Genomic DNA, 24,308 nt, shown 5'->3' on the forward strand with positions numbered 1-24,308 from the left:
TCAGTGGGAGCCCACGGAACATGCAAGCCCCTTGGATTCCCGCAATCGCCGCTGACTCTACCCGCTTGGTCGTGGGCAGCCAACTCACGCTGGATGACGGCCATGCAGGCGGCGTCGCGTTAGCATGGCCATCTCAAGCGTTGCATCGGGATGCCATGAAACACCGCCTCGTGACCGCCGCCCTCCTGCTGGCCGCCCTGGCCTGCTATGGCATTGGGCTGGATAGCGGCGCCACCGCCCTGCTGGCCCTCGGCGGTATCTTCGAGCTGGCGTTCTGGGCGCGCGCATTCCCCGGCTTTGGTGTCCTGTCCCGCACCCAGCGAAGGAGCCCGCAATGAAGTTCGATCTCCCAGGTTCTGCCCTTGGCCTGCTCGCAGGCTGCGCGGTCGCAACGAGCGCCGTCGCGGGTGCACCCGCGCGAACCCAGCCGGTTGCGCCGGCCTCGATACCGGGCAACCCGGCTCAAACGGCCGAGCCGCGGCGCGGTGAAGACGCGGTTCGATGGGACCGCCTGGAGCCCGGCACCCTGGAACGTTTGGCCAAGGACCGCACCACACCGAAAGCGCCGACGTTTCCCGCCGAACGCTGGTAACGCGAAGCTTCAGCCCACCGAGACCAGGCGGCGCGCCGCTGCGGCCGGCTCCCGCTCGCGGCGGGACGCTCGCGACTCACGGCCTTTGCGTTTCAACAGTTCCCGTATCCGCCGCAGGCTTCGCCGCATGACGGCGATCTCCTCCCGGCCTGGGAAAGCCACCCGAGGCATCGGCGGCGCTTCGGCAATTTCGGCCAGCCGGGACCGATCAAAACTCTGGGTCATGGCACGCTCCGGCAGTCGCAGCGAATGCCATCCTGGGCGTCCCATCCAAGCTGGGTTGTAGGACGCCGGCTCATCCCGCCGCCGCATCCCTAATCTGCGGACTCTGCATGGCGTAGGCCGACGCTTGCAGCACGGCGGGGACTTGTCCTTCATGCGCCTCGCTCCAACGGCACCACGATGGCGGTTTCATGGGCATTCTAGGAGACTTCCATGTCAGACGACAAGACCAAGACCGGCGGCCAGGATCGCAGCCGCATCAGCCTCAGCGAGGACTACGAGGTGCGCGACTGGGCCACGAAGTTCGGCGTGACGCCGGACGCGCTCAAGGCGGCCGTGAAGGCAGTCGGCAACGACGCCGCAGCCGTTGAGGCCCACTTGAAGGCCAGCAAGCGGTAACGCCGTGCGGGTCGCAACCTGGAACGTCAACAACGTCGCCAGGCGGCTCCGCGGCAAAAGGCGTCAACAAGTCATCGCGAGTAACCGGAAAGCACCAGATCTGGCCGGCGCCAGACGCAGCCAGCACTTGGATTGCCCCGCTTCCCAGCCAGCAACGGTACCGGCACTGCCGGGCTGGCGAAGCCCGATCAGTGCCTGATCCACCAGGAGTACGTCATGAGCATCCGCCGATTCACTTCATGGCAGACGCCGGTCCGCACGGCTGTTGCCGCAGCGGCCGTGGTCGCGATCGTGTTGCCCATCACCGCACAAACGCAGAGCGCCACGGAAATCTACCAACAGGAACGCGCCAATTGCCTGTCCGGCAACACCATCCAGTCGCGCGCCGACTGCCTCTACGAAGCTCGCTCCGTGCTGCGTGACCGGCGCGCTGGGGACCTCGAGCCCAGCGACGCAAACGCTGTCGCCACGCCATCCGGGGATAGCGGCAGCATGGCCGCCCTGCCGGCGCGCGCAGACCGCCACTGAACCTCTTTCAGCCGGCTGCTGGCGCCCCATTGGCGCGCCGCCGCGTTACCTTGCATGCCCGTCGTGTCAGGAAAATATGACGGGCAGGGACACCTGCACCTCATCGGCACCACCGGCCGTGCAGCGCATGCGCTTGACGGCGGCCTGAACGTACTTGTGGTACTCCTTGGGGCCTGATTGCGGCAGCACGTCCACGACCTGGTTGCCGCGGATCTTGATCAGTGTCTGCACCGTGCCTTTGAGGCCGACGCGGTCGATGGCCTCTTCCAGCGCGGAGGCCAGCACGGCCTCATAGCCGGGGCAGGCCAGGCTGATCTCGCGCTTCACGACGGCGGGTGCTGCGGGCGGCGGCGGTGCGGGCACAGGCGCGAGTGCTGCCGCCACGACAACCGTTTCCTTCGGCGGCTGCGCCTGCACGACCTGGATGGGCGCGGGCGGTGGCGCGACGGCGGGCACTACCTCGGGCGGCGGCACATAGGCTGGCGGCGGAGCGGCCTTCTGCACCGGCTCGATCTTGACGACCTTGGGCGGCGGTGGTGGGGGTGGTGGCGGCGGCAGCACCTCGGGCAGCAGGGCCATTTCGATGGGCTTCTTGATCGCATCGACGGCCTTGGACGCGAGGCCCGTCGTCAGCCCCCAGCCCAGCACGATGTGCAGGCCGACGACGAGGGCGATGCCGGTGCCGCGGTTGGCGCCGGCCGGCGGCTTCAGCTGCGAGCGCAGCGGTGCCGTGGTGGCCAAAGGCGCTGGCGCAACGAGCCGGCGCGGCGCGGCGCGGGTGCCGTTCAGCGTCAGGCCGCCGGAGATACCCGGTGAAAGAACTGCACTCATGAATCTCTCCTACTGCGAGTCGTCCAGGAACTGCTCGCTGCCGGTCACGCCGAGCTTGGTCAGGCCGGCCTGGTGGGCCGCCGTCATGACGGCTGCGAAGTTGTCGTACTTGGCACCGGGCTGCGGGCGCACGTGAACCTCGGGCTGCGTGGCCTGCTTGCCGGCGGCGTCCAGGCGCTCGCGCAGCGAGACCTGGTCGGCGATGGCCTCGCCGTTCCACAGCACGGCATCCGGCGTGATGTCCAGCCGCACGACCTCGGGCGGTGTGGGCGGCGGCGCGCTCGGCGGCGCGATCGGCAGGTTGAGCTTGACGCTGTGCAACTGGACCGGGATCGTGATGATGAGCATCACCAACAGCACCAGCATGACGTCGATCAGCGGCGTGGTGTTGATGTCCGGCACGGGCAGGGCCGACGTGACCTGGCGGCGCGCACGAGCCGCCTTGCGCAGAGGTCCCGCACTCATAGCGCCCTCGCTGGCGGCTCGGTGATGAAGCCCACCTTGGCAATGCCGGCGCGCTGGGCGGCCAGCAGCACCCGGCCTACAGGGGCGTAGTCGCTGCCGGCGTCACCGCGCACATGCACCTCGGGCTGGGGCTGCTGCTGGGCAATGCCCTTGAGCCGCTCGAACAGCGCGTCCTTGCTGGCCACGGGTGCATCGAACCAGTAGAGCTTGCCATCGCGTGAGACGGTGATGACCACGTCCTTGGGCTCGCTCTCGCGCACCTCGTTGCGCTGCTTGGGCAGCTCCACCGGCACCGAGAAGTTCACGACCGGGATGGTGATGAGGAAGATGATGAGCAGCACCAGCATGACGTCGACGAGCGGCGTCGTGTTGATGGACGAGACCGCCTCGTCGGCACCCTGCGCAATCTGGATGGCCATGGCGCAGTGCTCAGGCCAGGGCGGGGCTCAGGCCCGCCGGCTGCTCCGCAGAGGCGGGCTCTTCGTGTGCCGAACCCAGCAGCACCGAGTGCAGCTCGCCGGAGAAGTCGCGCACGTCGTCCAGCACCAGTGCGTTGCGGCGCAGCAGCGCGTTGTAGCCCAGCACGGCAGGCACGGCGACGAACAAGCCGATGGCCGTCATGATCAACGCCTCACCCACCGGGCCGGCCACCTTGTCGATGGAGGCCTGGCCGGCCACGCCGATGGCGGTGAGCGCGTGATAGATGCCCCAGACCGTGCCCAGCAGGCCGACGAAGGGCGAGGTGGAGCCGACGGTGGCCAGCAGGCTCAGGCCCGTGGAGAGCTGGCGCTGCACGCGCTCCGTGGCGCGGTGCAGGGAGAGGTCCACCCAGTCAGCGAAGTCGACCTTGGCGCGCAGGCCGTGGTGGCGCTGCGTGGCCTCCAGGCTCGCCTCGGCGATGTAGCGGTACGGGCTCTTGGGCGACAGCTTCTCGGCGCCCGCCTTGACGGTGCCGGCGCTCCAGAAATCCCGCTGCGCGGCACGCGACTGCACGCCCAGGCGAGCCTGCTGCAGCAGCTTGGTGATGATGACGTACCAGCTGCCCGCGCTCATCGCGACGAGGGTGAAGAGCACGACCTTGGTGACTGCGTCGCTCTTCTCCCAGACGGAGCCGACGCCATAGGGGTTGTCGCCCTGGGCATGGGCGGCGCTGGCGATGAGGAGCAGGGCGAGTGGCGCGAGGGCGCGACGGGCAAAGGTGGAGGCGTTCATCGGCGTGTGTGGAGTAAAGCAGAGGGACCGGGGCAGTGTGCGCAGCGCCCTGCGAAGCGCGAACTAAGCTTTTCGCGTTAGCTCATGCAGCGGCGTGAAGGCGCGCGGGCATGGCCTCATGAGCGAGCTGCGGCGCGGCGTTACGCGCGGGCGCCAGCAGGCCCAGGCGCTTCAAGTGCGTGCGCAGCACATTGCGCGTGATGCCCAGCAGCGCCGCGGTATGCACCTGGTTGTGGTGGCAGTGGCGGTAGGCAGCGCGGACCAGTGCGGACTCGACGCGCGCGTGCAGCGCCTGGGGCGCCTCGTCGAAGAGCCGATCGAAAACGCGCTCCAGCACCTCCTCGGCCACCGCTTCCGCCGGCGGCGCAACGACCGCCGGCCCGGGCCGCGCCACCGCATGCAACTGCAGATCCTCGCGGGCGATGCTGCCGTCGCGGCAGATGATCAGCGCGTAATGGATGACGTTTTCCAGCTCGCGGATATTGCCGGGCCAGGCGTAGCCGAGCAGTGCGTCGCGCGCATCCGCGCTGAGGCGCACCTGCGTGAGCCCGAGGCGGCGGCTGTAGACCTCGATGAAGTGCTCGGCCAGCGCCAGGATGTCGCCCGGCCGCTGGGCCAGCGGTGCGAGTTGCAGCGTGGCGACGCTGAGGCGGTAGTAGAGGTCAGCGCGGAAGTGGCCCGCGGCCACGGCCTGCTCCAGCCGCACATTGGTGGCGGCCACGAGGCGCACRCGCACGTCGATGGGCTTGCGCGAGCCGATRCGCACGACCTGGCGCTCCTGCAGCACGCGCAGCAGCTTGACCTGCACGGACGGCGGCAGGTCGCCCACCTCGTCGAGGAACAGCGTGCCATCGGCGGCGGCCTCGAACCAGCCGGCGCGTGCGCTGGTGGCGCCCGTGTAAGCGCCGGCTTCATGGCCAAAGAGCTCGGTTTCGACCAGCTGCTCGGTGAAGGCGCCGCAGTTCACGGCCAGGAAGGGGCCGCGGCGGCCGCTGCTGTTGTGGATGTGGCGGGCGATCAACTCCTTGCCGGTACCGGTCTCGCCAATGATCAGCACGGTGGCGTCGCTCGCCGCCACGCGCTCGGCCTGGGCCAGCAGCGCACGCGAGGCCGGGTCGTCGAAGACCAGTGCCTTGGCACGGATCGACAGTACCTGGTGCTGGGAGTCGGGGAAGGTGAGCAGGCGTGTCATTGCCCGGCACTCTAGGCACCGCACGCCAAAGAGGGAACGCCGCTTTGCGCAGATGGATATGCGCTCAGCGCGGCGCCCCCCTACATCGTCAGTACTTCCAGCTCAGGGTGGCGCTGAGGCTGCGCGGCGCGGCGTAGTAGGCCTGGTCCCACTTCAGGCTGCCGAGGTAGGTCGTGTCGGCCACGTTGTTGACCGCGAGGCCGGCGCTCCACTGCTTGTTGAACTCCCAGCCGGCGTTCAGGTCGACGACGGCATAAGCCTTCTGCTTGACGATCTGCGCCGGGTCGCTGATCTCGCTTTGCCAGCGCACGGCGGCGCCGAGCTTGAGCTGGGGCAGCAGCTGGTACGTGGAGCTCAGGCGCAGCACGCGGCGCGGGATGTAGCGGTTGACGTCGTCGCCGCTGCTGCCCTTCAGGCGCAGTTGGGTCCAGCCGCCGGCAATCCGCCAGTCGGGCGTCAGCTTGCCGGACAGCTCCAGCTCATAGCCGGTGCTGGTGGCGGTGATGCCCTCGTAATAGGCGCTGAAGTCGGGGCGGGTGCCGGCCTGCACCGGCACGTTCTGCTGGCGGGTGCGGAAGACGGCGGCGCTGGCGTTGAGCTGGCCATCGAGCCATTCGGTCTTGATACCGGCCTCGAGGTTGCTGCCCTCCAGCGCACCCAGCGGCTTGCGGTCGATGTCGGCTTCGAGCTGGGGGTTGAAGACCTCGGCATAGCTCGCGTAGGCGCTGGTGCTGGCGCCCAGATCCAGCACGGCGCCGAGATAGGGTTTGACGGCGCTGCGGCTGTAGGCCTGCTCGGCGCCGTAGCTCATGCCGCCGTTGCGCACGCGGGTGGCGTTGAAACCTGTCACCAGTTTGAGCGCGTCGCTGACGCTGAACTGCGCGGCGGCGTAGGCGCTCTCGCGGCGGCGCGACACGTCGGAGCCGTCGGTCGACGCGCCGAAGGCCGGCTTGGGGAAGGCACCGTTCCAACCCTGCAGGCCGGGCACGGCCGCGCCGATATTGCCGGCATAGAGCGAGAGCTCGCTGAGCGTCTGGCGGCCGCCGTTGAGGCCGAGCATCAGCTGATGCTCGCGACCGAACAGGCTGAACGGGCCGGAGACGTAGAGGTCGGCGACGCTGTCCACGTATTTGCCGTCGAAGGCCGACGGGTAGGCGTACAAGCCGCTGTCCGGCACGCCGCCGGGGTTGGGCGTGCCGTAGACGTAGAAGAGCTCGCTGGGCGTGCTGCGGCTGCGGCGTGAGACGGTGGCGCGCGCCTGCCAGCCGTCGCCGAGGTCGTGGCTCAGTTCGGCAAAGGCTTCGGTGTCGCGGTTGGTCCACCAGGCCCAGTCGGCGGCCGAGCTGGTGTTGCGCGAGTAGTCGATGCGCTTGCCCGTGCTGTCCACCATCGGCAGCGCGCCCCACATCGGGCTGTCGGCCTTGCTGCGCTGGGCGTTGAGGCCGACGGTCAGCAGCGTGCTGCGGCCGATGTCCAGCTCCAGCACGCCATAGCCGAGGCTGCGGTGCTGGCTGTAACGGTCGAGCCAGCTGTCCTTGTCTTCGTCGGCGAGCACGAAGCGGCCGCGCAGGGAGCCGTCGGCATTCAGGCTGCCGCTCACATCGGCTTCAACGCGGTGCTGGTTCCACGAACCCAGCGTCAGCGCGGCGCTGGCGGCGAAGGCCTTGCTGTCGGCGCGCTTGCGGATGAAGTTGACCGTGGCCGACGGGTTGCCGGTGCCGGCGAGCAGGCCGGTGGCGCCGCGCAGCACCTCCACGCGCTCGAAGGCGGCGGTGTCCAGCGCGCCCCATTGCGCGCCGTTGGCAAAGGGCAGGCCGAGGCCATCGACCTGGAAGTTCTGAATGTCGAAGCCGCGCGCGCTGAAATAGGTGCGGTCGGTTTCAACGCGTTCGACCAGCACGCCCGGGGTCAGGTCCAGCAGCTTGTTGATGTCGGTGAGGCCGAAGTCGCGGATCTGCTGCTGGCCGATGACAGTGACGGACTGCGGCGTCTCGCGCAGCGTCATCTCCAGACGCGTGGCGCTGCTGCTGCTCTTCTCGTCGTCCGCAGCCTTGGCCTGCACGCGCACGATGGGCAGGGTCGCGCCGGCGGCCTCCACCGGGGTCTGCTGGGCCAGGGCGGCGCTTGCGGCCAAGGCCAGCGGGGAGAGGATCAGGACGGTCTTTGATTTCATGCTTCGGAAGGACGCAGGGCGGGAGCGGAAGGCGCTTGGGGCGCGTGTCGGCGGGCGCGGGCCTTGCGCAGCCAGATCAGCACGCCGGTGACGGAAAGCACGGCGATGGCCAGCCCCAGGGCGGACACGAGGATGCGGCCGGGCAGGCCCAGGATTCGGCCGGAGTGGATCGGGAACTGGGCCTGCAGATAGAGGTCGCCCGCCGTGCCCTCGCCGGGGATCAGCGCGCCGGCCGCGCTGCCGTCACGGCCGTCGATGTAGATCCAGGGGTTGCCGAGGCCGCCGTCGGCATGGTCGTTGCCGGGCTGGAAGAAGCCGACGCCGTAGACGCCGTATTCCGCGGCATAGAAGATGCCGCCGGCCGGCGCTTTCAGGCCGCGCTCGCGCGCCTGGGTCTGCGCGGCAGCCAGGGCCTGGGCGCGGGTCAGCGTCGGGGCGATGGGCTTGGCGCTGGGCTGGCGCGTCTCGAAGGCGCTGGGCGTGATGCGCGAGACCGCCGACACCAGCGGCACGACGACCTGCTGGCGCAGATTCATCGCCACCGAAGTCAGCGCCACAACCAGCACCAGCAGCCACAGCCACACGCCACCGCTGCGGTGCAGGTCGAAGGTCAGCGCGTGGCCCCCCTTGGCCCAGCGGAAGGCAAAGGACTTGCGCCACTGGCGCCGGCTGGGGAAGGACAGATAGATGGCGACAAAGCAGTCCAGCACCCAGACCAGGCCGATCAGGCCCATCAGCCAGATGCCCCAGGCGATGCCGCCGGACTCCGGCAGGTGCAGGCTGTAGTGCAGCGCGTACAGGAAGGGCAGCAGGTTCTCGCGCGACAGCGACAAGGCGCCCCACTGCCGGCGGGCTTGCACGGCGCCGGTGGCGGGATCGACAGCGAGCTGGTTGAAGCCCAGCGGCTTGTCCGCATCGCGCGGCTCGACCATGGCCAGCAGCGTGTGGCCGGGCTCCGCCTGCAACGGGAGGTAGCGCACGCGCAGCCGCGGGTCGGCGGCCTCTAGCGCATCGGCAAGCTCCAGCGCCGGGCGGGCCGGCCCTGCGCTGCGGGCCTCGAAGAACTGCGGATTCAGCGCGGCGTCCAGCTCATGGTCAAAGGCGATGACCGCCCCCGTCAGCCCGGCGATGAACAGAAAAACCGCCGCCGCCAGGCCAAACCAGCGGTGCAGGAGAACCAGTAACGCACGCATAAGCAGCCATGCTAGCACTCAAATGCGAATCATTTGTATTCGCATTTGATCGAACACTGACTTACGCCCCCTCTGGGTGGACGAGGGCAAACTCGGCGGCGCCTTGAAGCCTTCGACGTCATGAACCGCCGCCTTCTTGCCCTCTCCGTCACCCTGCTCGCCGTCCTGCCGCTGGCCACCTGTGCCGTCTTGAGCCGCATCTCCGACGGCCACCTCGACATCGAGCAGGCCGAGCTGCAGGCCCGCATCGCGCCACGCTTCCCGACGCATCACTGCAAGCTCCTCATCGCCTGCCTGGACCTGTCCAACCCCGTCGTCGTGCTGACCGAGGGCGAGGACCGCATCGGCCTCACCGCCGACGCCAAGGTCGTGCTGGGCACCCGCGAGCGCACCGGCCGCGTCGGCTTCTCCGGCCGGCCGCGCTATGTGCCGGCCGAGGGCCAGCTCTTCCTGGACGACGTGCAGATCACGACGCTGGAGTTCGCCGGCTTGCCCGAGGAGTACGCCGCGATCGTGAAGCTGCAAGGGCCGGGGATGATCAACGCACAGCTGCAGGCTCGTCCCGTCTACACCATCGATGCGAGCACGGCGAAGGGTGCGCTGGCGAAGATGGCGGTGAGGGATGTGAAGGTGGTGAATGGGAAGCTGAGGGTCAGCTTCGTGCAGTAGGGTCGGTAGCAACAGGGCGGCAGGCTCCCGTTGTCTTCATGGCGTCCGCTGGGCATCATCGGTGCCAGCGCTTGCCAGTCACGGTGAGCGCATGGCAGCAACCCGAGGGAGACCGACATGGGAATGAACGTTGCAGCGATGGCAGGCAGCGGCGAAGCCGAGACCTTGATGGACGTCAACACGACGCCGTTGATCGACGTGATGCTGGTGCTGTTGGTGATGCTCATCCTGACCATCCCGACCCAGCTGCATTCGATCAGCCTGGACATCGGGCTGGGCGGCAAGTCACAACCCAAGCCGGTCATCCACACGGTCGCCATCGACTTCGACGGCACGGTCTACTGGGACGACCAGCCCCTGGCCAACCGCGCCGCCGTCGACGCCAAGATGCAGGAAGTCGGCGCCCTTGCCGAGGCCGCGCAGCCCGAGGTGCACATCAAGCCGAACAAGTTGGTGGACTACAGCGCCTTCGCTGCCGTGATGGCCTCCGCGCAGCGGCACAGCGTCAAGAAGCTGGGCGTGGCGGGGAACGAGCAGTTCAGTAGCTAGGCGCCGGTTTACTGACTGCGCCGCTGCTGGCCTTCGCGATACAGCAGGGCGCCGACCTCGCCAAACCGCGAGGTCGTCTTCCGACAGGCGATCGCGGGAATGGTCCACAGAGAAGCACTACACCGTTCGACCGCTGGACCTGCTGCGCACGCATCACGAACGCATCGAAGCGTGGATGTTGGAACAGGCAGGAGTGGCGTTCGATGCCACCAAGGCCGCCATGTCGCTGCGCTCGGTGGCCTGAGCAACAGTCCTGCTCTTAAGCTTTCGGCGCGCCCTCGTCCGTATGTACGGCAGGGCGGGTCCACAGGGCGGCAGCTCGACCGAGCCCGAGTCAAGATTCGGGACGGTCAGATCATGGTGCTCGGCTATGAGGACCATGGCTTCAGCGCCAAGAGCCCAAAGCCTGTGCCGCAGGTGTGGTGGTGCGACCCCGTCCGCGAGCCCGTCGATGAGCAAGAAGCCCGAGCCAAGGCCAAGTTCCCGCCCACTATGGGCAAGTCTCGGCGCGAGCTGGATCAGCCAGGCAACGTGCCGGCCAGCGTCGCCGAATGCGCGCCGGAGGATTTCAAATGAACTACGACGACACACACGTTAATGAGGCTGCGCTGAGCGTGGTGCGCGGTTCCGACTTCGACATGGCGGTGATGGTCGATGAGTCGGGGAAGCCGATGCGCTACCTCTACAGTTGTCCGCCGTTTGGCGTGCCGAGCGACAGGGCATATAAACTGTCTCGATGGGTGTGCCGTTATGGCGATTGAAGCTGTGTATTTGCCGGCGGAGATTGCCGACTTGCTTACTGATCTGCACTCGGTGGCATACGAGTTGGGTCAAGTGATTGACCTCTGCCAGCTGGCCCTGCGAATGAGCAAGGACTCCAACTTCATTGCTCAGCACGTCGACGGCGTCGTCAAAGGGGCCGTCGTTAGCTATTTCAAGTGTTTCGGCAGTCAAAAGCGCACCGCGCTGTCGCATGCTGACGCTGCGGAATTTGGGCTTGCCGAGTTGCACGAAACGTACAAGGAACTTCGGGACAAATACGTGTCCCACTGCGTTGCGCCGTTAGATGAGGGGCGGATAGAAGCGCACGTCGAATTCCAAAACGGTGAAGCCGTCAGGCTGGTTAGGAGCTCCTATCACCGGTCAGCAGTGCTCTGCGGCCCGAAGCACGCGGAGGACCTCATCAAGCTAGCCTCTGCGGCCGAAGATCTGGTGCTTGGTCGCATCAAAACTGAAAGGGCGAATGTCGCAATCCAACTTGTTGGCATGCCGGAAGCGGCTCTAACAGCTGCATCGAACGGCATGGAGCACCACTATTCGGATTGGGAGTCAGCGTTGAAGAAGAAGCGTTGACACTTGCAAATGCGGGAGGCTGCAGTGGCAAGCGAATTGGTGACAGAAAAGCGGACATACCCAGACCCCGGTGTCTACTGCGGGGTGGCCGACAGCGACAGGTCGGCTGGCGTGTTTGATCCAGCGCTAGCCACATCATGCTGCTGACACTTTGGCTGGTGCCGCTGAGCCTGAATAGCCTGGAGCACGACACAGCATGCAGTAAGCAGGCGGAGCTATGGTCGAAGACAGGCTAGCTGGAGGCAGGCCGCTTCGGCCCTTCGATCAACTGGGCTTGCACCAAGCTGCTCAGCAGCCTGGTAAATGGCTTGATGTCCTGGTCCGACGACGCGGCATCAAGCGCTCGCATGTATTCGTCGCGGATATCCAAAGTGACGACTGTCCACGGCCATCCGCCGGTGGCCAGCATGAGGTTCATGATGAACCGAGCCAGCCGTCCATTGCCGTCCATGTAAGGATGGATGAACACGAAGACGAAGTGCCCGAGCACTGCTCGCACGCAGGGCTCGGTTTCGGCTTCGAGCAGGTCGAATAGCAGCGGCATCGCATCGCGAACAGCCTCAGGTGGAAGCGGCGTGTGTCTGGCGTTCTTGATGAACACCTGCGAGCCGCGCCAACCCGCGAGTTCTGAAGGCTTTACCAGCCCGACCTGGACGGATGGGGACCAGAGTGCCAAGTACCAGTCTTGAAGGTCACCTCGTAGGCGTGCTCCCGGGTTCTGGCCTTCCAGCACCCGCAGCAGGCTCGCGCGCACAGCCTTGTGCGCTTCGAAGTAGCCTTTGGCAGCCATCGCGTTACGTTCTTGGCGATCGCGTTCCGTATCGCCCGAGCCCCAGGTGCCCTTGCGCACACGGTCGATCATCTCCGGAGTGACTTGGTAGCCTTCGATGGACAGCGAGTGATAGGCGTCGGCCAGGTATCGCACCTCAGCTTCGTCCAGGTATTCCTGCGGCGTGCCTTGCGTGCGCACGGGGGTTGTCCAGGCCTTCATGACCTGCTCCCGCATCAGCTCCCACATGGCCTTGATTCGCGCGCAGTACGGTGACTCCGGAAGTGTTCGAGCAGACTGGACCGGCACGTCGAATGGGTTTTGCTCGACGATGCTATGGCCGGCTGACCTCATTGTCTTGAGCACTCCGTCAGCCAGCTCCGCGCGGTCAACGGCGCGGAGAGCGCCGGCGATGCGCCCGGCGATGGTCGTGTGGTTGCCGTCGAGAAGGATTCGATTGAGGGCGGAGGTGTCCTTCAGCATGCCGAGCGCGAGTTGCATGGTGAGCGCATCAGCCTGCCAGACATTCGGCGTAGCTCGCACAAGGGCAGCCTCCAGCGACAAAGCGCGCAGGCCCTGGGCCTCGCCGAGTTGGTCTGCTGGAGGCATCTCCTTGACGCGCAGGTCAAACACGGACGTCCCTGCTGGCAAGGTTAGTGCGTTATTGGTGCCCTTGAGCGCGTTCACCTGGATCTGACGCGGAAGCGTGCTCGAGCCTGTGTGCAGTTTCAGGCTGAGTTCGGCGTTGATGTGCCAATCGCTGCCGAAGCGTTCGTCGCAGTAGCCGCGAACGAAGTGCCGCATTGAGGCGAACCAGGTTGTTGTGTCGCCAAGGTCTTCCTCGGGCCGGGAGGGCATGTACCAGCCGCGGATGATCGGACGAAGACGCCCACTCTCGACCAAGCGCTCAAGGTGTGTCCGCGACAGATCAGCGGTGCGAACGACAACGCGGCCTTGCTTTTGAAGGTCGTGGAGCTTCTGAAGCGATGTCGCGAGTTTGACGTTAGGACTGGCCATGTGGGTGCGGCACGTCCGAGGTGCTGTGGCAACTAGCGTAAAAGCCGCTGTGGCATTACACGTTTTATGCGTTGAATTATTACACGTTAAAGCTGCTAAGGCAATTCCCGTCTAGGCCGTAGAAGTTTATGTAAGCCTTTGATTTTAAAGCGTAGAAACAAACCAGGTCGATTGCGAATAGAGTTGCAAATACAAGCCGTATTCGGAAGGGGATTGGCGTAAAGGATGTCCGCTTGGTGTCGCAAGTTCGCGTCCAAGCCGCACTGATCAGCCGCTGGCGTGACGCGAGCATGGCTGCATGTGGGCCGATGGTGGGGATCGGCAGCGGTCATTGATGGCCACCCACCCTGGTGCTCGTTGGTGCCGCGACGTCAGCCTGTTGCTAGACGCCGATTCCGGGTGACTACCAGCCACACATTTCCGCATGGGCCCACTGACTGCTTGTTGGAGTCGCCGTCGTTCGACCATTCACTATCGAATGCCTCGACCAGCCTGCAGCGGAAATCCGACCGACGTCCGATCGGCGAGATTGAGGGACAGCCGCCCTGCTGCACCCTCAACAGCCAGGCGTTGACACTTCGTTGACACCACCTACCTACAGCAGGCCAGATGTTGAAGCTAACCTATTGATTTTGTTGGTAGGCCGTATTGGACTTGAACCAATGACCAAAGGATTATGAGTTTGCGCGGCACAGTGCGTACCTAAGGAAGTGTACCGAAGCCCTGCGTAGCCTGGAAGAGCTGAAAGTACTTTGGTGACAGTAACTTAGCGGATTTGAGCGAAAGCGCCAAGAGCTGATGGATGTACCGCAGGTGTACCGAAGCTCTCGGTACTTGGGGCTCGGGCATCGATGAAGTCGCCCTGATCACCGCCGCTCTCGACGCCCATGCGGTACCCCATCGCGCGATAGCCCCGCTGCCGCTTGTCCCACATCCGCAGCAGCGCTGGATGGCCGGTATCGACGAAGTCGATGATCCGCACGTCTGACTTGCTGGCGTGCTCGCGGTGCAGGCGCCCTGCGTACTGCTGCAACGTGCCTTTCCAGGAAACCGGCATCGCCAGCACCAAGGTGTCCAGCGGCGGATGGTCGAAGCCTTCGCCGACAAGTTTCCCTGTGGCCAGCAGGATGCGCGGCGCGTCAGGTGGCAGCGCATCCAACGCGGCAACGAGGGTGGCGCGCTGCTTCTTCGACATTCGCCCATGCAACACGAACGGCGGCGGCACCTGCGCGTTCAGGGCCACGAGGATTGCGTCGAGATGTTCGGTGCGCTCGGTCAGCACGAGCACCTTGCGGCCTTGCTCAAACGCCGTTGCGGCTTCTGCGGCGATGGCCTGCGTGCGGGCCAGGTCATTGGCCAAGTGGCGGAACACGTCTTGGATGCCTGCTGTCGCGGCCAAGTCGATGCGCGCAAAGCGTGATCGCGGCACCACCTCCAAGTCGTGAGGCGCACTGGCAGGCCTTGCAGCCGTATGCCGGATCGGCCCGCACTGCATGAAGATGACGGGCTGCTGGCCATCGCGGCGGATCGGCGTGGCAGTCAGACCCAGAACGAACCTGGCTTTCGTCTGCTTGAGGATGGCGTCGAACGAGGTGGCGCCGACATGGTGGCACTCGTCCACCACGATCTGCCCATAGTTCTCGACCAGTGCATTGACCTCGCCCTGGCGGGACAGCGACTGCATCACGGCGATGTCGATATGGCCGGTGGGCTTGGCCTTGCCGCCGCCAATGGCGCCGATCACGCCTTTCCCGACGCGCAGGAAGGCCTGCAAGCGTTCCTGCCACTGCTTCAGCAACTCGGTGCGATGAACCAGCACCAATGTGTTGACGCCGCGCCTGGCGACGATGGCCGCTGCCGTCACCGTCTTGCCGAAGGCGGTGGGCGCGCACAGCACGCCGGCATCGTGCTGCAGCATGGTGGCCACGGCCAGTTCCTGGTCGGGTCGCAAGGTGCCGACGAAGTCGGCTTGGATAGGCTCGCCTGGGAATCGCTCGTCCCGCAGGTCGCAATGGATGCCGTTGTCCTTCAGCAAAGCGCGTGCTGCGTCCAGGCAGCCCCTCGGCAAGGCGATGTGCTGCGGGTAGTTCTCGGCGTTGCCGATGACGCGCGGCTTGTCCCACACCGACATGCGCATGGCCTGCGCCTTGTAGAACTCGGGGTTCTGGAAGGCCGCCAAGCGAATCAGGCGGTTGGCCAAGGCCTGGGGCAACGCGCTCTTCTCGAAGTAGACCAGGTTGGCCAGCGTCACGGTCAAGGCCCGAGGCATGGTGCCGGCCAGCTTGCCTGTCTTGGTGGCCTGGCGCTTCCAGGGCGTTGCCAGGTCCTCGTCGTCGATGAAGGTCACGTCCAGCGGATGAACGCCACCGGTGGCGCGCAGAACAGTCGGCTCGATGTCGTGCGGCGCCATAGGCTGGATCCCAGCGAGAAACGCCCACTGGTCGGTGTGCGGCCGCAGCGCGGCATCCACGAAGACGCTGCAGCCGCGCTCGCGTGGGTGCTTCTGCAGAGGCAGCGCGATCAGGTTGCCAAAGCCGCCTTTGGGCATCGAGTCCTGGTTGGGAAACAAGCGGTCGTAAGACGCTAGCCTGAGCTGCCGGGTGCGCGCACAGGTGTGGCTGATGATGGCTGTACCGAGGCGCCGGGCATCGCGCGCCGACACACGGCCGGCGAAAAAAACCCATGCATGCGCGCCCTGCCCCGAACGTGAAATCTCCAGCGCGGCCGGCACGCCCAACTCGTCGCATGACAGCATGAACGCCTGGGCGTCGTGCTGCCAATCTGCCTCGTCGAAATCGACGGCCAGAAAGTAGCAGGTATCGTCCTCCAGCAGCGGGTAGACGCCCACGGTCTGCTTGCCTGCCAGGTGGTCGTAGATCACAGCGTCCGACAGCGGCACCGGCAGCCGGTACCCACAGTCGCCGCACTTGATGCGGGGCTTCTCACAGACCCCGGCCCGCCACTCATTGGCGCAAGCCGGTGCGTAGCCCGACTTGCCCGAGGTCTTGCCCTCCCAGCGGACTGGATAGACGTCGGTGCGGCCCCTGAAGAGGCGCCTGAACAGCGCCACCTTCTCAGCCGTGGACAGAATAGCCTTCGGGGTTTCTGGCGCAGGCGCAGGCACCGGAGCAGTCAGCATCGGTTGCGGCGCGGCTGTGGGCGACGCGTGCCACGCAATGCCGTGCGACTCCAGCAGCGCTACGAGCCGCACGTTCTCGGCTTGCAGCGCATGGAGGTCCGCGGGCTCAGTCAGCTCGACCTTGGCATCGGCCCATGACAGCGAAGACTTTCCAGCTGGCTTGCTCATCGAGCCTTACGCTGCCAAGCGCTCCCTGAACTCTTCTCGCTTGCTCCAAGCTATCGGCGTGATGTCGTAACTGCGCAGGGCGTCCTGGACGGCCTCGCTCACCTTATGGTCTCGATCATTCAGAACTGCGAAGGCCAGGGAATCCGCCGGACGGACATCCTTGGTATCGACCCACGCAAAGGCCGCACTTTGGGCGTTGTCCTTGTTGGGGTTGTTGATGACACGCAGGATTCGTTCAGGTGCGCGCCTGGACTTGGGCACGACGAAGTCGAATTGGTGGTTGTATCGGCTGTGGCCGACGAAGTTCGCCCGAGGCGTGTAGCGCACATCGGCGTCGTCCAGCCACAAGGCCACGTCTTCAAAGAAGAAGCTCTCGACGTTGGCGCGGGCCACGTAGAACAGGTCGTTCACGGCCAGGATCGCCTGCACCAGGCTATGTTTGCGAAGTGGGAAGTTGTCCTCCGTGGCCTTGATTTCAAGCGCATCAGCGTTTTGCTGCACACCGAAGCCGTTCAGCGTGGCAGCCAGCAGTGCCTTGCGGCGCGGGGTGTCAATTTCGCAGCCTGACTGCGCCAGGTCGGCGAGTGTGTAGCCGTCATCGGTCAGCATCCACTCTTGCCCCTGCTGACGAAGGTAGATTTGGATGTAGTCGTTGTGACGATCCAGGTACGGCGTGGTGATCTCCACCCAGCCATTGACTTCTCGCCAGGCCGTCTTGGCCTTCAGCCAGTCGTAGTAGCTACGGATCAGGTCGTCCGTTGCTTTCATGAGAACAGCCCTCGCACGATATTGGGCCGCTCGACGACTCCGCAGTAGGTCATGAAGTCCTGGAGAACCTGCCACGCATCGTCGGGCTGGCTGAGCATTCCGACCGGAACCTCCACGGCCCACTTGTCGCCATAGCCTTCTCGGTAAACGTGCAGGTGAGGCACGCCCACCTCAGTGCCATCCGGGTTGCGATGCGGTGCGGCAAAGTCGAGCCGGGCCAGCACGACGACCTGCCTTCCACGCGCCTGATAGCCCGTGGTGAGAGCTATGCGCTTGCGGTTGATATCCAAGGAGAATTGCTCTCGCTCATCACGCGAGATCAAGGGCACTTCGATGCGACCACCAAGGTCGGGAAATTGGAAGGCGCCCTGCAGTGCTGGCACCTTCTCCATCTTCAGCAGCGCTTCCGCATCTGACTGCGCGAGGGCGTCATTGGCCATGGCTCGCGCCCTGTGTCGATGTGTTAAACAGTCGCTCAAGCGTATCGGGCAGCAATATCGCGTTCTCCTGGCGAATGGCAGTGCGCTTGGCCTTCAGGGTGGTGGTGACCTGGGCATGGAGCTGATTGAATGCTTGCTGAACAGGCAAGGACGGCAATGGCACTTCGAGAGTCATAAGCTTCTCCAGTCTCAGTGTGCGGTTGCCGAAGGAGCGAATGCCCAATTAGGGATAGGAGCGGTCAGGCCGGATGTCTACCGCTCTGCGGATGATGGGCGCAACGCCACCCTGTGTTGTCATGGTCCAAGCCCTCATTCGCCGGCCTCCACATCACCCCGGCTGACACCCCGCCCCTCCAGTTCCCGCCGCGTCTTGTCCAGCTCCGCTTCCAGCAGCCTGGCGTCCGGCAGTACGGTCTGGTACTCGGCGGCCATCACCTTGTTGGGCAGGCCCTCCAGGGCATAGTGCGCCTCGTTGCTCCCCTTGCTGGCGCACAGCACCAGGCCCACGGGCGGGTTCTCGCCGGGCTTCATCCAGTGTTCGCGGGCGTAGTTCAGGTACATGTGCATCTGGCCCGCGTCGGCATGGCTGAATCTACCGATCTTCAGGTCGATGACAAGCAGACAGTGCAGCCGGCGGTGGAAGAACAGCAGATCGACACGGAACCAGGCGTCGTCCAGCCGGAGGCGCCGCTGCCGGCCCACGAAGGCGAAGTCGTCGCCCAGCTCAAGCAGGAAGTCGGCCAGGTGCTGGATAAGCGCGTCTTCTAGGTCTGATTCCGAGTACTCGTCCTTGAGGTTGAGGAATTCCAGGACGAAGGGGTCCTTGAGCGCCTGCTCAGGAGTGATGACATCGCCGGCCTCGGCAGCTTCAGCCTTGCGCAGCATGGCCGCCTTGTTGTGCGACAGGGCGATGCGCTCATAGAACTGGCTGTTGACCTGACGGTCGAGCTGACGCACGCTCCAGCCACAACGCAGGGCCTCGGTTTCGTAGAAGGCGCGCGCGGCTTCGGACTTGACGGACAGCAGGCGCACATAGGCCGACCAGGGCAGCGGGAAGGCTTGGGCCAGTGCAGGTAGGCCCATCGATTCTCCAGACACTGTCTGGAGAATCTGCAGGCTAGAGGATTTCGCAGACAGTGTCTGCAAAATCTGCTCGGCAGGCCAGGCAAGGTAGAAAGCGCGCATTTGCCAGAGGTTCTGGCGGCTGAAGCCGCGCCCAAAGCGGGCAGTCAGGTCTTCAGACAAGCGCTTGATCAATGCGTCGCCGTAAGCAGCTCGGCCCCGCCCACCCTGCTCGAATTCGACGATGCGTCGGCCGATCTCCCAGTAGCTGGCCGTCATCAGCGCATTGACGCTGCGTGCGGCGGCATGACGGGCGGCCTCCAGAAGAGCGACGATGTCGCCGTGGATGCCGTTGTAGCTGGGCCCCGCATCGTCGCTGCCGGGAAGGAGTCCGCTCATGCATGCACCTCGTTCACCAGCGCGTCAAACTCGATCGGAACCTCATGAGTCAGGTCCCAGCCGCTGCTCATGCGCCCTCCCAGGCTATTGTCTAGTGGTAGGCCGTGCAGGGCTTGAACCTGCGACCAAAGGATTCCGGTTTGTGCCCATTTCTGGACTCCCTGGACTATGCCTTCGCCATGGACCGTGAAGGCCTGTAGGCGGGCGCCGTCTAGTCTCTACACCTTCCCCTCGCGGGGCTTGGCTCGGCGTTGCCTTGTGCCTTGCGGCCGTCAGGGTTCGCCGAATTTGACGCCATTCACGCAGGCGCTTTCGCCACCCGGTGCACAACTTTCGCTATGAGTCCTCTGCTCTGACCAACTGAGCTAACGGCCCACTGATACAACAACTTCTATTTCGCTCCCGGCCGCCGCTGACTGAGCAAATGCCCCGGAGAGAAGGCGCAGATTCTAGTCAGCGTTGGCTGAGCGCCTGCCCCACCATCCGCGACGTGATGTCGACGATCTGGATCATGCGGTCGTAGGCCATGCGCGTCGGGCCGATGACGCCGAGCGTGCCGACGACCTGGCCGTCGACCTCGTAGGGCGCGCTGACGATGGACAGTTCCTCGTAGGGCACGACCTGGCTTTCGCCGCCGATGTAGATGCGCACGCCCTCGGCGCGGCTCGACGTGTCCAACAGGCGCATCAGTTGCGTCTTCTGCTCGAAGAGGTCGAAGAGGCGGCGCAGGCTGCCCATGTCGTGGCTGAAGTCCTGCACGGCCAGCAGGTTGCGCTCGCCGGAGACGACGACCTGCTCCTGCTCCTGCACCATGGCTTCGGTGCCGACCTGCACGGCCGCGCTCATCAGCCCGGCGATCTCGCCGCGCAGCTCATCCACCTCATGGCGCAGGCGTTCGCGCACGGCTTCGAGCGTGAGGCCGGCGTAGCTGGCATTCAGGCGGTTGCTGGCTTCGGCGAGCTCGGACTGGCTGAGGTCCTGTGCGGTGAAGATGACGCGGTTCTGCACGTCGCCATCGGGTGCAACGAGGATGACGAGCACGCGGCGCTCGCCCAGGCGCAGAAACTCGATGTGGTGGAAGACGCTGGCCTTCTTCGGCGAAGTGACCACGCCCACGAAGCTCGACAAGTTGGACAGCATCAGCGCCGCGCTGGCGATGACGCGCTGGGGCTGGTCGGGCTGCAGCCGGGCGGCATCCACGCCAATGAGGCCGGGCTGGGCCGTCAGCATGGTGTCGACGAAGAGGCGGTAGCCACGCGCCGTGGGGATGCGGCCGGCGCTGGTGTGGGGGCTGGCGATGAGGCCGAGTTCTTCGAGGTCGGCCATCACATTGCGGATGGTCGCCGGGCTGAGTTCCAGGCCCGAGGCTTTGGACAGCGTGCGCGAGCCGACCGGCTGCCCGTCCGCGATATAGCGTTCGACCAGGGTTTTCAGCAGGGATTTAGATCGCTCGTCGAGCATGCCCGCATTCTATGGACAGCGCTGTTCTGCCCGGGATGTGCAAACCCCCTGTGGTGTAATTTGCCGCATGGCCGAGCGCTTCAGACATGTCGCCATCGTGGGCAAGCATCAAGCGCCTGGCATCGGGCCGGTGCTGGAGGAGATTGCCCAATTTTTGTGCAGCCAGGGCCTGGATGTCTCGCTGGAAGCGGACACCGCGCTCAACACCGGCCTGTCGGACTACGACGCGCTGTCCAACGACGAGCTGGGCCGGCAATGCGACCTGGCTGTGGTCATCGGCGGTGACGGCACGATGCTCGGCTTCGCGCGGGACATGGCTCGCCACGGCATTCCGCTGGTGGGCATCAACCAGGGGCGGCTGGGCTTCATCACGGACATTCCCATCGAACGCTGGCGCGAGTCATTGGCGCCGGTGCTGGCGGGCGACTATGAAGTCGAACCCCGGGCGATGCTGGAAGGCGCGGTCTGGCGCGACGGCGAGTCCATCTTCTCCGGCCTGGCACTCAATGACGTGGTCGTGAGCCGCGGCGGCAGCTCCGGCATGGTGGAGCTGAAGATCGAGGTGGGCGAGCAGTTCGTCGCCAACATGCGCGCCGACGGCCTCATCGTCGCCTCGCCTACCGGTTCCACGGCCTATGCGCTGTCGGCCGGCGGGCCCATCCTGCACCCCAGCATCGCCGGCTGGCTGATCGTGCCGATCGCGCCCCACACGCTGTCCAACCGGCCCATCGTGCTGCCTGACCTGGGCGAGGTGCGCCTGGAGATCGTCGCCGGCCGCGATGCGTCGGTGAATTTCGACATGCAAAGCCTCGCCAGCCTGCTGCACGGCGACACCATCACCGTGCGGCGCAGCCAGCACCAAGTCCGCTTCCTCCACCCCAAGGGCTGGAGCTATTACGCGACTCTGCGACGCAAACTGCGTTGGTATGTATGAAGCCCCTCGTCCGATCTCGCCCCGCTGGACGCGGGCAGCTCAGCCGGTCCCCCGAGGGGACGGCGATGCTTGCCGGATCGGCCGGCAAGCACACCGCCATGGCGGGCCGGCTAGGGAGCGGCCCGGCGCTCGGCCCGAAACACCGCGACCACTGAGATGCTGCGCCACCTGTCTTTAAAGGATTTCGTCATCGTCCCTGCGCTGGAGCTCGACTTCGAGCCCGGCTTCGCCGTGCTGACCGGCGAAACCGGCGCGGGCAAGTCCATCCTCATCGACGCGCTGCAGTTGGCGCTGGGCGGCCGCGGTGACGCCGGCGTGGTGCGCGAGGGTGCGGCCAAGGCCGAGATCACCGCCGAGTTCGACACGCCGGCGCATCTGCGCGCCTGGCTGGACGAAGCCGGCTTCGACACCGACGACACGCTGCTGCTGCGCCGCGTCATCGACGCCGCGGGAAAAAGCCGCGCCTGGATCAACGGCGGCGCCGCCACGCTGACGCAGCTGCGCGAACTGGCCGACCATCTGCTCGACATCCACGGCCAGCATGCCTGGCAGGGCCTGACCCGCCCCGCCGCCGTGCGCGAGCTGTTGGATGGCTTCGCGGGGCTGGACACTGTGCCGCTGGGCCGCGCCCACGCCGCATGGAAGCAAGCCGCCGAGGCGCTGCAAAAGGCCCAGGGCCAGCAGGCCGACGCACTGCGCGAGCGCGAGCGGCTGGCCTGGCAGATCGGCGAGCTGGACGGCCTGGCGCCGGCCGAGGACGAGTGGGAGGAGCTGAACGCCGAGCACGGGCGCCTGTCGCACGGCCAGTCCCTCATCGACGCGGCCAAGTCGGCGCTGGATGCGCTGGACGAGGCCGAGCCCAGCGCCCAGTCCCTCGCCGGCGGCGCGCTGGACCAGCTCGAACGCGTGCTCGACCACGACGCCCGCCTGCTGCCCGCCGTGCAGGCCCTGCGCGACGTGCAGGCCCAGCTGCAGGACGCCAGCCACACGCTGTCGGCCTATCTGCACAAGGCCGATCTCGACCCGAACCGCCTGGCCGAGCTGGACGAGCGCGTGTCGGCCTGGATGACGCTGGCGCGCCGCTACCGCCGCCAGCCTCACGAGCTGCCGGCCCTGCTCGCGCAATGGCGCGCGGAGCTCGCGGCCCTCGACGCCGCCAGCGACCCCACGCTCCTCGAGGCGGCCCTCGCCGCCGCGCGCCAGGCCTTCGACGTCGAGGCGCAGGCCGCCAGCCGTGCGCGCAAGAAGGCGGCGCCCCAGCTTGCGTCCGCCGTCACGGCGGCGATGCAGCAGCTCGGCATGGCGGGCGGCCAGTTCGACATCGCCTTGAACCCCACCGACGGCCCGCAGAGCTTTGGCGTCGAATCCGCCGAATTCCTGGTCGCCGGCCATGCCGGCAGCACGCCGCGGCCGCTCGCCAAGGTGGCCTCGGGCGGCGAGCTGTCGCGCATCGCGCTGGCCATTGCGGTGACGGCCAGCCAGGCTGCAACCGACAACGCGCCCGGCACGCTGATCTTTGACGAGATCGACGTCGGCATCGGTGGCGCCGTCGCCGAGACCGTGGGCCGGCTGATGAAGCAGCTCGGCCACTCGGCAACCGGCCAGCGCCAGGTGCTGGCCGTCACCCACCTGCCCCAGGTGGCCGCGTGCGCAGACCGGCATCTCGTCGTCGCCAAGGCCTTGCAAGGCACGAGCACCGTCAGCTCCGTCAGCCCCGTGGCCGGCGAAGCCCGCGTGGCCGAGATCGCCCGCATGTTGGGCGGCGAGCGCCTGTCGTCCACCAGCCTGGCGCATGCGCAGGAGATGCTGGACGCGTCCACGGCGACCAAGCCGCGCAAGGCCCGGTCATGAGCATGGACACGGATCTGCACGGCGACGTCGTGCTGCTGACCGGCATGTCCGGCGGCGGCAAGTCGGTGGCCATGCATGCCCTGGAAGACGCCGGCTATTTCTGCGTGGACAACCTGCCCGCGGAGCTGCTGCTGGACTTCCTGCGCCTGGAGCAGCAACGCGGTGAACGCCGTGTCGCCATCGCGGTGGACGTGCGCTCGGCGAGTTCGCTGCCGCTGATGCTGCCGCTGCTCAAGGACCTGCGAGCCACCGGCGTGCCGGTGCGCTCCATCTTCCTGGACGCCAACAACGAGGCGCTGATGCGGCGCTTCTCCGAGACACGCCGGCCTCACCCGCTGCGCGAGGACCGCGACACCGGCTTCGGCGCGCTGGAAGGCGCGGCCGATGACAGCCACCGCCTGTTGCTGGACGCCATCAAGCTGGAGCGCGAACTGCTCGGCGGGCTCAAGGCCGAGTCCACCGTCATCGATACCAGCCAGCTGCGCCCGGCGCAGTTGCGTGCCTGGCTCGGTGATCTGGTCGGCCCGCACGTCGGCGCCAAGCTCACCCTGGTTTTCGAGAGCTTCGCCTTCAAGCATGGCGTGCCCAGCGACGCGGACTTCGTCTTCGACGTGCGCGTGCTGCCCAACCCCTATTACGACCGGGAGCTGCGCCCGCTCAACGGCCGCGACGCACCGGTGGCGGCCTATCTCGCAGCCCAGCCCGAGGTCGGGCTGATGATGGGCCAGATCGCCGGCTTCCTGTCGCGTTGGCTGCCCAACTTCGCGGCCGACCAGCGCAGCTACCTGACCGTGGCCATTGGCTGTACCGGTGGCCAGCACCGCTCCGTGTATCTCGTCGAGATGCTGGCGCGCCAGTTCAGCCACCACGGCCATGTGCTGAAGCGCCACCGCGAGCTGGACGCAAGGTAGAGCCCCTCGCT

The 24,308-nt window shown here is 66.2% G+C and carries 27 protein-coding genes and 1 pseudogene; 13 read left to right on the forward strand and 15 right to left on the reverse strand.

What is annotated here, in order from left to right:
• Positions 1 to 155 precede the first annotated feature (155 nt).
• Together ACXJKJ_RS15445 and ACXJKJ_RS15450 are read left to right on the forward strand one after the other, a co-directional pair.
• Positions 156 to 338, forward strand: a complete 183-nt coding sequence (locus ACXJKJ_RS15445; protein ID WP_056193870.1) for a hypothetical protein — start codon at positions 156 to 158, stop codon at positions 336 to 338.
• Entirely contained in the window at positions 335 to 592 is a 258-nt protein-coding gene (locus tag ACXJKJ_RS15450) for a hypothetical protein (RefSeq protein WP_457390818.1), read from the forward strand. Before ACXJKJ_RS15445 ends, ACXJKJ_RS15450 begins: the two co-directional genes overlap by 4 nt.
• A gap of 9 nt (positions 593 to 601) precedes the next feature.
• Here the strand turns inward: ACXJKJ_RS15450 and ACXJKJ_RS15455 are convergent, their stop codons facing one another.
• Positions 602 to 817 (reverse strand): hypothetical protein, encoded by a 216-nt coding sequence (locus tag ACXJKJ_RS15455; RefSeq protein ID WP_157281209.1) that lies wholly within the window; start codon positions 815 to 817, stop codon positions 602 to 604.
• A 210-nt stretch (positions 818 to 1,027) separates the two neighbouring features.
• On the opposite strand from ACXJKJ_RS15455, the gene ACXJKJ_RS15460 reads away from it, so the two are divergent.
• Both ACXJKJ_RS15460 and ACXJKJ_RS15465 read left to right on the forward strand, forming a co-directional pair.
• Entirely contained in the window at positions 1,028 to 1,213 is a 186-nt protein-coding gene (locus tag ACXJKJ_RS15460; RefSeq protein WP_457390820.1) for a DUF3606 domain-containing protein, read from the forward strand.
• A gap of 216 nt (positions 1,214 to 1,429) precedes the next feature.
• The gene (locus tag ACXJKJ_RS15465; protein WP_457390822.1) at positions 1,430 to 1,741 is read left to right on the forward strand and encodes a hypothetical protein; all 312 of its coding nucleotides are present in this window, start codon (positions 1,430 to 1,432) and stop codon (positions 1,739 to 1,741) included.
• Between the two features lie 66 nt (positions 1,742 to 1,807).
• Here ACXJKJ_RS15465 and ACXJKJ_RS15470 read toward each other — a convergent pair whose 3' ends face one another.
• The 7 genes from ACXJKJ_RS15470 to ACXJKJ_RS15500 form a co-directional block, all read right to left on the reverse strand.
• The gene (locus ACXJKJ_RS15470) at positions 1,808 to 2,572 is read right to left on the reverse strand and encodes an energy transducer TonB (protein WP_457390823.1); all 765 of its coding nucleotides are present in this window, start codon (positions 2,570 to 2,572) and stop codon (positions 1,808 to 1,810) included.
• A 9-nt stretch (positions 2,573 to 2,581) separates the two neighbouring features.
• Complete coding sequence (locus tag ACXJKJ_RS15475) at positions 2,582 to 3,037, reverse strand: ExbD/TolR family protein (protein ID WP_457390825.1); 456 nt, start codon at positions 3,035 to 3,037, stop codon at positions 2,582 to 2,584.
• Positions 3,034 to 3,456 (reverse strand): ExbD/TolR family protein, encoded by a 423-nt coding sequence (locus tag ACXJKJ_RS15480; RefSeq protein WP_056193856.1) that lies wholly within the window; start codon positions 3,454 to 3,456, stop codon positions 3,034 to 3,036. The genes ACXJKJ_RS15475 and ACXJKJ_RS15480 overlap by 4 nt, the downstream gene beginning before the upstream one ends.
• A 10-nt stretch (positions 3,457 to 3,466) precedes the next feature.
• Positions 3,467 to 4,249, reverse strand: a complete 783-nt coding sequence (locus ACXJKJ_RS15485; protein ID WP_457390826.1) for a MotA/TolQ/ExbB proton channel family protein — start codon at positions 4,247 to 4,249, stop codon at positions 3,467 to 3,469.
• 82 nt (positions 4,250 to 4,331) lie between these two features.
• Positions 4,332 to 5,441 (reverse strand): sigma-54 interaction domain-containing protein, encoded by a 1,110-nt coding sequence (locus tag ACXJKJ_RS15490; protein WP_457390828.1) that lies wholly within the window; start codon positions 5,439 to 5,441, stop codon positions 4,332 to 4,334.
• 88 nt (positions 5,442 to 5,529) lie between these two features.
• A complete protein-coding gene (locus tag ACXJKJ_RS15495) occupies positions 5,530 to 7,614 on the reverse strand; it encodes a TonB-dependent siderophore receptor (protein WP_457390829.1) in 2,085 nt (694 codons plus the stop codon).
• Positions 7,611 to 8,807: a PepSY-associated TM helix domain-containing protein gene (locus ACXJKJ_RS15500; protein ID WP_457390831.1), complete on the reverse strand. Its 1,197-nt coding sequence runs from the start codon at positions 8,805 to 8,807 to the stop codon at positions 7,611 to 7,613. The genes ACXJKJ_RS15495 and ACXJKJ_RS15500 overlap by 4 nt, the downstream gene beginning before the upstream one ends.
• A gap of 120 nt (positions 8,808 to 8,927) precedes the next feature.
• Between ACXJKJ_RS15500 and ACXJKJ_RS15505 the strand changes: the two genes are divergently transcribed.
• The 6 genes and pseudogenes from ACXJKJ_RS15505 to ACXJKJ_RS15530 all read left to right on the forward strand — a co-directional run bounded on the left by ACXJKJ_RS15505 (position 8,928) and on the right by ACXJKJ_RS15530 (position 11,378).
• Complete coding sequence (locus ACXJKJ_RS15505) at positions 8,928 to 9,476, forward strand: DUF1439 domain-containing protein (protein WP_457390833.1); 549 nt, start codon at positions 8,928 to 8,930, stop codon at positions 9,474 to 9,476.
• Between the two features lie 117 nt (positions 9,477 to 9,593).
• Positions 9,594 to 10,025 carry an ExbD/TolR family protein gene (locus tag ACXJKJ_RS15510; RefSeq protein ID WP_457390834.1) on the forward strand — a complete coding sequence of 144 codons (432 nt, stop codon included), beginning with the start codon at positions 9,594 to 9,596 and terminating at the stop codon, positions 10,023 to 10,025.
• Positions 10,026 to 10,128: 103 nt separating this feature from the next.
• Positions 10,129 to 10,269 (forward strand): annotated as a pseudogene (locus tag ACXJKJ_RS15515) (preprotein translocase); the annotation flags it as partial.
• Positions 10,270 to 10,382: 113 nt separating this feature from the next.
• Positions 10,383 to 10,601 carry a hypothetical protein gene (locus ACXJKJ_RS15520; protein WP_457390836.1) on the forward strand — a complete coding sequence of 73 codons (219 nt, stop codon included), beginning with the start codon at positions 10,383 to 10,385 and terminating at the stop codon, positions 10,599 to 10,601.
• Complete coding sequence (locus ACXJKJ_RS15525) at positions 10,598 to 10,786, forward strand: hypothetical protein (RefSeq protein WP_457390837.1); 189 nt, start codon at positions 10,598 to 10,600, stop codon at positions 10,784 to 10,786. Before ACXJKJ_RS15520 ends, ACXJKJ_RS15525 begins: the two co-directional genes overlap by 4 nt.
• On the forward strand, positions 10,776 to 11,378 hold the full coding sequence (locus tag ACXJKJ_RS15530; RefSeq protein ID WP_457390839.1) for a hypothetical protein: 603 nt from the start codon (positions 10,776 to 10,778) through the stop codon (positions 11,376 to 11,378). Before ACXJKJ_RS15525 ends, ACXJKJ_RS15530 begins: the two co-directional genes overlap by 11 nt.
• Positions 11,379 to 11,610: 232 nt before the next feature.
• Here ACXJKJ_RS15530 and ACXJKJ_RS15535 read toward each other — a convergent pair whose 3' ends face one another.
• The 7 genes from ACXJKJ_RS15535 to hrcA form a co-directional block, all read right to left on the reverse strand.
• Complete coding sequence (locus ACXJKJ_RS15535) at positions 11,611 to 13,164, reverse strand: Fic family protein (protein ID WP_457390841.1); 1,554 nt, start codon at positions 13,162 to 13,164, stop codon at positions 11,611 to 11,613.
• 766 nt (positions 13,165 to 13,930) lie between these two features.
• On the reverse strand, positions 13,931 to 16,471 hold the full coding sequence (locus ACXJKJ_RS15540) for a TOTE conflict system archaeo-eukaryotic primase domain-containing protein (RefSeq protein ID WP_457390843.1): 2,541 nt from the start codon (positions 16,469 to 16,471) through the stop codon (positions 13,931 to 13,933).
• Positions 16,472 to 16,477: 6 nt separating this feature from the next.
• On the reverse strand, positions 16,478 to 17,239 hold the full coding sequence (locus ACXJKJ_RS15545) for a DUF1829 domain-containing protein (RefSeq protein ID WP_457390845.1): 762 nt from the start codon (positions 17,237 to 17,239) through the stop codon (positions 16,478 to 16,480).
• A complete protein-coding gene (locus tag ACXJKJ_RS15550) occupies positions 17,236 to 17,679 on the reverse strand; it encodes a DUF6978 family protein (protein WP_457390846.1) in 444 nt (147 codons plus the stop codon). Before ACXJKJ_RS15550 ends, ACXJKJ_RS15545 begins: the two co-directional genes overlap by 4 nt.
• Positions 17,669 to 17,854, reverse strand: coding sequence for a hypothetical protein (locus ACXJKJ_RS15555; protein ID WP_457390847.1), 186 nt, complete (start codon positions 17,852 to 17,854; stop codon positions 17,669 to 17,671). Before ACXJKJ_RS15555 ends, ACXJKJ_RS15550 begins: the two co-directional genes overlap by 11 nt.
• Positions 17,855 to 17,988: 134 nt before the next feature.
• Complete coding sequence (locus tag ACXJKJ_RS15560; RefSeq protein ID WP_457390848.1) at positions 17,989 to 19,140, reverse strand: PDDEXK nuclease domain-containing protein; 1,152 nt, start codon at positions 19,138 to 19,140, stop codon at positions 17,989 to 17,991.
• Between the two features lie 453 nt (positions 19,141 to 19,593).
• Entirely contained in the window at positions 19,594 to 20,601 is a 1,008-nt protein-coding gene (gene hrcA, locus ACXJKJ_RS15565) for a heat-inducible transcriptional repressor HrcA (RefSeq protein ID WP_457390850.1), read from the reverse strand.
• A gap of 67 nt (positions 20,602 to 20,668) precedes the next feature.
• Here hrcA and ACXJKJ_RS15570 point away from each other — a divergent pair, with 67 nt between their 5' ends.
• The 3 genes from ACXJKJ_RS15570 to rapZ all read left to right on the forward strand — a co-directional run bounded on the left by ACXJKJ_RS15570 (position 20,669) and on the right by rapZ (position 24,297).
• Positions 20,669 to 21,535 carry an NAD kinase gene (locus tag ACXJKJ_RS15570; protein WP_457390852.1) on the forward strand — a complete coding sequence of 289 codons (867 nt, stop codon included), beginning with the start codon at positions 20,669 to 20,671 and terminating at the stop codon, positions 21,533 to 21,535.
• A gap of 156 nt (positions 21,536 to 21,691) precedes the next feature.
• A complete protein-coding gene (recN, locus tag ACXJKJ_RS15575) occupies positions 21,692 to 23,386 on the forward strand; it encodes a DNA repair protein RecN (RefSeq protein ID WP_457390854.1) in 1,695 nt (564 codons plus the stop codon).
• Positions 23,383 to 24,297: an RNase adapter RapZ gene (rapZ, locus tag ACXJKJ_RS15580; RefSeq protein ID WP_457351671.1), complete on the forward strand. Its 915-nt coding sequence runs from the start codon at positions 23,383 to 23,385 to the stop codon at positions 24,295 to 24,297. Before recN ends, rapZ begins: the two co-directional genes overlap by 4 nt.
• Positions 24,298 to 24,308 lie beyond the last annotated feature (11 nt).

It is taken from the genome of Roseateles sp. P5_E1 (assembly GCF_054049335.1).